Origin of the sequence: Mesorhizobium alhagi CCNWXJ12-2 (genome assembly GCF_000236565.1) — a bacterium.
Lineage (GTDB): Bacteria > Pseudomonadota > Alphaproteobacteria > Rhizobiales > Rhizobiaceae > Allomesorhizobium > Allomesorhizobium alhagi.
The window spans coordinates 1-7,112 of record NZ_AHAM01000091.1 but is presented as its reverse complement, the minus strand read 5'-3'; the positions used below and the strand labels follow the sequence as shown (position 1 = coordinate 7,112).

The following is a 7,112-nucleotide window of genomic DNA, read 5'->3' as shown; positions in this document are numbered from 1 at the left end:
GGTGGCCCGCCGCGCCTGCCGGCTGGACAAGGTGGTGATGCCGCCGGTGCGGTGAGATTCAGGTCAAACCGGCTTGACCTGAATCTCAACACGCACGCGTGCCTTTAGAAGATATTTGCGGTTGGTAGGCTGAGCGCCGTTGCGCCGGCATATTCCGCCTGCGGCCCCGACTGCAGCGGGTGGTAGCGCGCACCCTGTACGTCGCGGAAACGCCGCTCGAGACCTTGGCTCCGGTAGAAACCCGCGCCGCCGGCGAGTTCCATCGCCAGTTCGACGGCCTCGATCGCGTGCCGGGCGACTAGAGTGCGGCCGATCATCGACTCATTGATCGTATCCGCCGATGGCGCATTGCGCTCGACGACTTCTATCATGTGCCGCTGCGCAAGCTGGGCCGCGCGCAATGCGGTGTCCATCCGCCCGGCAAGATCCATGGCGTGATGGGTGGCCGGTCTCTTCTTTGCGAGTTCGATCGCTATGTCGCGGGCGCTTTCTGCCACGCCGAGATAGACCGAATAGACCAGAGGGAACGCGATGGTCGCGATGATCTGGAACAGCGGATGCCATTCGCCGCTGCGCCGCGTAATGGCGACGCTTGCATCGGGAACGAACAGGCCTTCGATCACAACGTCGTTGGAGCCGGTTCCGCGCATGCCGAGCGTGCGCCAGGTCTCGACGACTTTCACTTCGGGCGCCTTCATCGACACCGGGAAGTGGATGACCATATCGGGCTCGCCCTCCGTCCGCACGATTGCACCTGTCATCAGGATGTCGCCTGCTTCAGCGCCGGAGGTGAACACTTTCCGCGCCGAAATCCGGTAGCCGCCTTCGACCTTGACGGCCTGCCCGGAGCCGGCGATCCAGTCCGAGCCGCCGCTCGACAGGAGAACGAGGCGTTCGCTGGCGACCCGTTTCAACAGCGGTTCAGCGGCGACAACTTTTTGATGACGCCACCGCCATGCGGGAATGGCGACCTGGTGCGTGTGCATGGAGAAGGCGAGGGCGGTCGAGCCGCAATGGCGCGCCAATTCGCGTAGCATGGCTGCGAGTTCCGCTACTTCCGCGCCGCCGCCGCCGAGTTCGCGCGGCACCGCTGCTTCGACGAGGCCGGCTTGTTTGAGGGATTTGTAGTTTTCCGCGACGAAGCGGTCATTCTCGTCGGCGTCGGCGGCGCGCGCGGCAAGTTGCGGGCCGAGCGAGCAAGCGATTGCAACGAAGTCGGTGGCGGGCGGATCCGCCTGTTCAGTTTTGATGGCGACAGCAAGTCCCGTAGTGCTCATGGTTTATTCCTCCCTGGTTGTATTTTCAGACACTGCGGAAGAATTGCGCCGGGGACGGCATCCGGTCTAGTTCAGTAACTGTATCACCATAGCGATATCGCCGCACGGGCTTTCGCTATGCTGCAAGTCAACTTGGCAGGAGCGCCGCCGAGGCGTATCGTCGACTAAAAATTGCTTTCAAAGGGAGCGGGCATGGAAGAACGTGGCGGATATGGGCAGTTCTGTCCGGTGGCGATGGCTGCCGAAATACTGTGCACGCGGTGGACGGCGCTGATCGTGCGTGAGCTGTTGTCCGGCACGACGCGTTTCAACGATTTGAGGCGCGGGGTTCCCCGCATGTCGCCATCCCTGCTGTCCAAGCGATTGAAAGAACTCGAGAAAGGCGGCGTCATCGCGACCGTTCGCAGCGCCGGGGGATCTGTCGAATACCGTCTGACGCCTGCCGGCGAAGAGCTTCGCCCGATCGTGATGGCGATGGGATTCTGGGGCCAGCGATGGGTTGAATCGACCCTGTCGCTGAAGAATCTCGACCCGTCCCTGCTGATGTGGGACATGCGGCGCAAGCTCAATCCCGAGCCCCTGCCGCCCGAGCGGTGCACGATTCAGTTTCAGTACCCCGAATTGCCGACTGCGCGGCAGAACTGGTGGTTGGTGATCGAGGACGGGAACGTCGATCTTTGCGGTTTCGACCCGGGCTACGAACTGAACCTCCTTGTCAGGTGTTCGCTGAAGGTCATGACTGCGATATGGATGGGTTTGACTGTGGTCCGCGCGGAGATCGAGGCCGGACGCCTCGAACTGGACGGCGAACCGTCGATCGCGAATTCCATGCAGCGATGGCTCGGTCTCAGCCCCTTCGCCGTGGAGAGCCGGCGCGTTCCTGATCCGACCGGCAAATTTTCAGAACTGGCCTAGCAAATCCTGACGGGATGAACGCTGTTCGCCGTTGCTGTTGGCGAAAGTCGGCAATAGCGTTGCGCCCGAAACCCAGAAGCGAGGCCTGCATGCCCAAAATTCTCTATTCGCCGACATCCCCCTACAGCGCCAAGGTGCGCATGGCGGCGGCATATGCCGGCATTCCGCTGGAAGCGGTAGTGGTCGATACGAATTCGCAGCCGCCTGAACTGACGGGTCCCAATCCGCTCGGCAAGATCCCGACGCTGGTGACCGACGAAGGGCTGGGGATCTATGACAGCCGAACCATCACGCAGTACCTGAACCGCCTGTCGGGCAATGCGCTGTTTCCGCGCAATCCCGCCAAGCGGCTGGAGGCCGAGATGCTGGAAGCCCTGGCAGACGGCGTCTGCGACAGCCTGCTCGCCCATGTCTACGAGCGGCGCTTGCGGCCTGCCGAAAAAGTGCACCAGCCGTGGCTCGACCTGCAATGGTCGAAGGCGATGCGCGCGTTCGACCTCCTGAACGCCAGCCCGCCGAAGCTGCCCAAGAAGATTACCGCCGGCCATATCGCGCTACGCGCCTGCCTCGGCTATATCGACCTGCGCTTCCCCGGGCAGTGGGAGAAGGGCAGATCCAAGCTGAAGCGCTGGGCTGCACGCTTCGACGAGAAGTTTCCGGAATTGAAGCAGTACGTTCCGGCCTGACTTTAAGAGGACAGAAAAAAGCCGGGCGTCGAAACGCCCGGCTTTTTTTGGTCGCTATATGCCGATCAGAACTTCATACCAACGCCGAATGTGACGCGGTGATCCTTGGCATCGACATCGCCCGAACCGGTGCCCGTGGCGAACTCCTGGCTGCCATAGTCGGTGTAGCGATACTCGACGCGGCCGAACACTTGCTCCGTGATCTTGACGTCGGTACCGACGCCGGCCGTCCAGCCGACCATCGTATTCTCATCCGAGACGCCGCCTTCGGTGACTTCCATCTGCTTCGCGGCACCGCCAGCGGTGGTGTAGAGCAGCACGTCCGGGGTCACAACGTAGCCGAGGCGGGCGCGCAGCGAGCCTTCGATGCCGGATTCGACTTCAGTGCCGGCATTTTCGCCTTCGACGCCGCTGTAGCCGACATCGGCTTTAACACCGGCCACGATGCCGCCGGTTTCCCAGTTGTAACCGGCGAAAGCGCCGCCGACGAAGCCGTCGGTGTCGATCGAATTGCCGTTTGCCTCATCTTCGGATTCGCCACCGAAGGCATAGCCGGCGCTGAGACCGGCATAGGGGCCAGCCCAGGAAGCCACCGGCAGTTCCGCGATTGGCGCCGGTGCAGGCGGCTCTTCCATGATGACGTCGGCGGCGTTTGCCGCGTTCATGCCCATGAAGGCGATGAGCCCCAAAGCGGTAGCCGCAGGCCACGCGAGATTCAGTTTGCTTTTCATTTTTTACTCCTTGCCACAGCGCACTCACGACAGACTGTGGTTGTTCGTTCGATAAGAGCCCCTGCCCGCGGGGAGGATAAACGGGCTCGGCGCCTCACCGATCCGAATTTCGGGGCCAAATGCGGCTGGAGCTTACCAGAAATCGGGTCATTCCCCGGCGCCAATGAGGCGGAAGCGTGGCGTTGCACATGCGCAACAAGCCTGTCAGGAGCTTTGCCGACGCCGACTGGAACCCGGCTTGGTGCAAGGCCTCGCGAGACCTATATTGCGGCGGAGACTCATTGCTCCGCGGCGGCGTCAGCGCCGGATCGCACTCTTCGCCACATTGCCGCCAAAAGAACGAACCGGAATTTAACGAAACCGCCGCCGGGGCATCGCATCGGGATTTCGACAATGGCGCAAGCCCGCAAGACAGCACTGGTGACCGGCGGGGCCAAACGCATAGGCAAAGCCATCGTGGAAGATCTTGCCGCGCACGGCTTTGCCGTGGCCATCCACTGCAACCGATCGCGGGCAGAGGCCGACGCTCTGGCTCGCGCAGTTCGCGACGGCGGCGGCCGGGCGGAAGTGGTAGCGGCGGACCTGACCGACATGGCGGAGGCTGGCGGATTGCTTGAAGCCGCCAAACGCGCGGTCGGGCCGGTGGCGCTGCTCGTCAACAACGCCTCGGTTTTCGAGGATGATACAGCGACGGATCCCGACTGGGCTGCCTGGGACCGGCATTTCGCCGTGCATGTCAAGGCGCCGGTACTGCTGGCCGGGCGGTTCGCGGCAGCACTTCCCGTGGGCGAGGAGGGCCTGATCGTCAACATCATCGACCAGCGCGTCTGGAAGCCGACGCCACGCTATTTCTCCTATGCACTGTCGAAATCGGCATTGTGGGCGGCGACGCGGACGATGGCGCAGGCACTGGCGCCGCGCATCCGGGTCAACGCGATCGGTCCGGGGCCAACGCTCGCAAATGTGAGACAGCAGCCTCGGGATTTCACCGCCCAGGTCGACGGCCTGATTCTTGGGCGGGGACCGGAGCTTTCGGAATTCGGCGCCACGATCCGCTATCTCTGGGACGCGCGCTCGGTGACCGGCCAGATGATCGCCATAGATGGCGGCCAGCACCTTGCGTGGCAGACGCCGGATGTGACAGGCATGGCGGAATGACAGTCAAGGACGATACGATAAAGAGGCCGCCGATTCCGCGCGGCGACAAGGCAGGCGGCGACATAGCGGGCTATATGCCCGGCCATGACGTCGAGGAGGACGACGAGCCTGCGGTCCAAGCGTCCCCCGTTGCCGGACCGGATGTGCCGTTCACCGCGATCGACTGGAGCGCGCATGCCGGCGACGCCGACGGCATGGTCGGCGCGGAGGTCATCCAGACGCTGGTGAAGCGTCTGCCCAACGCGCCGGGCGTCTACCGGATGATGAACGCGGCCGGCGACGTTCTCTATGTCGGCAAGGCGCGCAGCCTGAAGAAGCGCGTGACCAATTATGCGCAGGGCCGGTTCCACACCAACCGCATCGGCCGGATGGTGCGCGAGACCGCGACGATGGAATTCGTCGTGACCCGCACCGAAGTCGAGGCGCTGCTGCTCGAAGCTAATCTTATCAAGCGCTTGCGGCCGCGCTTCAATGTGCTTCTGCGCGACGACAAGTCGTTTCCTTATATCATGCTGACAGGCGATCATCCCTCGCCCGGCATTTTCAAGCATCGCGGCGCGCGCTCCCGCAAGGGCGACTATTTCGGGCCTTTCGCATCGGCCGGCGCGGTCGGGCGAACCATCAATTCGCTGCAGCGGGCGTTTCTGCTGCGCACCTGCACCGATTCGGTATTCGAGAGCCGCACGCGGCCCTGCCTGCTCTACCAGATCAAGCGCTGCTCAGGTCCTTGCACCGGCGAGATTTCCGCTGCCGACTACGCCGAGCTGGTTTCGGAGGCTAAGGACTTCCTGTCGGGCCGCAGCCAGAAGGTGAAGACCGAGATTTCGGCTGCCATGCAGGAGGCCGCGGAAGATCTCGATTTCGAGCGCGCCGCGGTCTACCGCGACCGGCTGGCGGCGCTGTCGCATGTGCAGAGCCATCAGGGCATCAACCCGCAATCGATCGAGGAAGCCGATGTGTTCGCCATCCACCAGGAGGGCGGGCAGGTCTGCATCCAGGTGTTCTTCTTTCGCACCGGTCAGAACTGGGGCAATCGCGCCTATTTCCCCAAGGCCGATCCCGCGCTGGAGGGGGCGGAGGTGCTCGGCTCGTTCCTGGCTCAGTTCTATGACGACAAGCCGTGCCCGCGGCTGATTCTGCTGTCGCACGCGGTCGAAGACCAGGAATTGCTGTCGGTGGCGCTTGCGACGCGCGCGGGCCACAAGGTCGCCGTCACCGTGCCGCAGCGCGGCGAAAAGAAGGACCTTGTCGACCACGCCGTCCAGAACGCCCGGGAGGCGCTCGGCCGCAGGCTCGCCGAAACTTCGACGCAAGGGCGGCTTCTGGCCGGGATGGCCGAGACGTTCGGGCTGGAAAAGCCGCCGGTACGCATCGAGGTCTACGACAACTCGCACATCATGGGCACCAACGCCGTCGGCGCGATGATCGTGGCCGGGCCGGAAGGCTTCGTGAAAAACCAATATCGAAAATTCAATATCCGCTCGACCGAGATCACGCCGGGCGACGATTTCGGCATGATGCGCGAGGTGATGGAGCGGCGCTTTTCGCGGCTTTTGAAGGAGCATGGCGAGACAGGCGATACCGGCGAAAGCGATTCGGACGAGGTCAATGGATCCGGCTTCCCGGCGTGGCCCGACGTGATCCTGATCGATGGCGGGCAGGGGCAGATGAGCGCGGTTCGCTCGATCCTGGAAAATCTCGGCATCGCCGACCGGGTTCACGCGATCGGCGTCGCCAAGGGGCAGGACCGCGATGCCGGCCGCGAGCGCTTCTTCGTCAAGGGACGCGAATCCTTCTCGCTGCCGGTGCGCGACCCGGTGCTCTATTTCGTGCAGCGCCTGCGCGACGAGGCGCACCGCTTCGCCATCGGCTCGCATCGCGCCCGGCGCAAGAAGGAGATGGTGAAGAACCCGCTCGACGAGATCAGCGGCATCGGGCCGGGCCGCAAGCGCGCGCTGCTCCTTCATTTCGGAACAGCCAAGGCGGTGAGCCGCGCCGCGGTGGACGATCTGATGGCCGTCGACGGAATTTCGGAATCGATTGCGAAGTTGGTCTACAATCACTTCCACGAAAATTGACACAATTGCGCTGGCTCATCACTTTTCGATGATTGACCCCGCACGGAGGCATCTGATTTGAGTATCTCTGGATCTGGAGAATTGCGGAAAAACATGGGCAAGCGCGCATTCAATCTTCCCAATATACTGACCTATGCGCGAATCCTTGCCGTGCCGATGGTGGTGCTGTGCTTTTTTCTGGAAGGCCGGCTGCAGTCGAGTGAATTCGCCCGCTGGAGCGCGCTTGCGATTTTCATCGCCGCCAGCGTGACCGATTATCTCGACGGT

Annotated in this window: 7 protein-coding genes; 5 read left to right on the top strand and 2 right to left on the bottom strand. The window is 63.0% G+C overall.

Annotated elements, in window-relative coordinates:
• Window positions 1-104 precede the first annotated feature (104 nt).
• On the bottom strand, window positions 105-1,277 hold the full coding sequence (locus MAXJ12_RS11510) for an acyl-CoA dehydrogenase family protein (RefSeq protein WP_008836032.1): 1,173 nt from the start codon (window positions 1,275-1,277) through the stop codon (window positions 105-107).
• Between the two features lie 192 nt (window positions 1,278-1,469).
• Between MAXJ12_RS11510 and MAXJ12_RS11505 the strand changes: the two genes are divergently transcribed.
• Both MAXJ12_RS11505 and MAXJ12_RS11500 read left to right on the top strand, forming a co-directional pair.
• Window positions 1,470-2,192: a winged helix-turn-helix transcriptional regulator gene (locus MAXJ12_RS11505; RefSeq protein ID WP_008836031.1), complete on the top strand. Its 723-nt coding sequence runs from the start codon at window positions 1,470-1,472 to the stop codon at window positions 2,190-2,192.
• 89 nt (window positions 2,193-2,281) lie between these two features.
• A complete protein-coding gene (locus MAXJ12_RS11500) occupies window positions 2,282-2,878 on the top strand; it encodes a glutathione S-transferase family protein (protein WP_008836030.1) in 597 nt (198 codons plus the stop codon).
• A gap of 65 nt (window positions 2,879-2,943) precedes the next feature.
• On the opposite strand, the gene MAXJ12_RS11495 is transcribed toward MAXJ12_RS11500, so the two are convergent.
• On the bottom strand, window positions 2,944-3,609 hold the full coding sequence (locus MAXJ12_RS11495) for an outer membrane protein (protein ID WP_008836029.1): 666 nt from the start codon (window positions 3,607-3,609) through the stop codon (window positions 2,944-2,946).
• Between the two features lie 393 nt (window positions 3,610-4,002).
• Here MAXJ12_RS11495 and MAXJ12_RS11490 point away from each other — a divergent pair, with 393 nt between their 5' ends.
• From MAXJ12_RS11490 to MAXJ12_RS11480, 3 genes are all read left to right on the top strand, one after another.
• Window positions 4,003-4,767: an SDR family oxidoreductase gene (locus tag MAXJ12_RS11490; RefSeq protein WP_008836028.1), complete on the top strand. Its 765-nt coding sequence runs from the start codon at window positions 4,003-4,005 to the stop codon at window positions 4,765-4,767.
• A 74-nt stretch (window positions 4,768-4,841) separates the two neighbouring features.
• Window positions 4,842-6,845 (top strand): excinuclease ABC subunit UvrC, encoded by a 2,004-nt coding sequence (gene uvrC, locus MAXJ12_RS11485; RefSeq protein WP_050898815.1) that lies wholly within the window; start codon window positions 4,842-4,844, stop codon window positions 6,843-6,845.
• Window positions 6,846-6,938: 93 nt separating this feature from the next.
• The coding region (locus MAXJ12_RS11480; protein WP_008836026.1) for a CDP-alcohol phosphatidyltransferase family protein at window positions 6,939-7,112 on the top strand (174 nt) is incomplete at its 3' end.

Coding starts and splice junctions, on each gene's coding strand:
- MAXJ12_RS11510 (WP_008836032.1), bottom strand. CDS start 1,277: ATGAGCACTACGGGACTTGCTGTCGCCATCAAAACTGAACAGGCGGAT.
- MAXJ12_RS11505 (WP_008836031.1), top strand. CDS start 1,470: ATGGAAGAACGTGGCGGATATGGGCAGTTCTGTCCGGTGGCGATGGCT.
- MAXJ12_RS11500 (WP_008836030.1), top strand. CDS start 2,282: ATGCCCAAAATTCTCTATTCGCCGACATCCCCCTACAGCGCCAAGGTG.
- MAXJ12_RS11490 (WP_008836028.1), top strand. CDS start 4,003: ATGGCGCAAGCCCGCAAGACAGCACTGGTGACCGGCGGGGCCAAACGC.
- uvrC (WP_050898815.1), top strand. CDS start 4,842: ATGCCCGGCCATGACGTCGAGGAGGACGACGAGCCTGCGGTCCAAGCG.
- MAXJ12_RS11495 (WP_008836029.1), bottom strand. CDS start 3,609: ATGAAAAGCAAACTGAATCTCGCGTGGCCTGCGGCTACCGCTTTGGGG.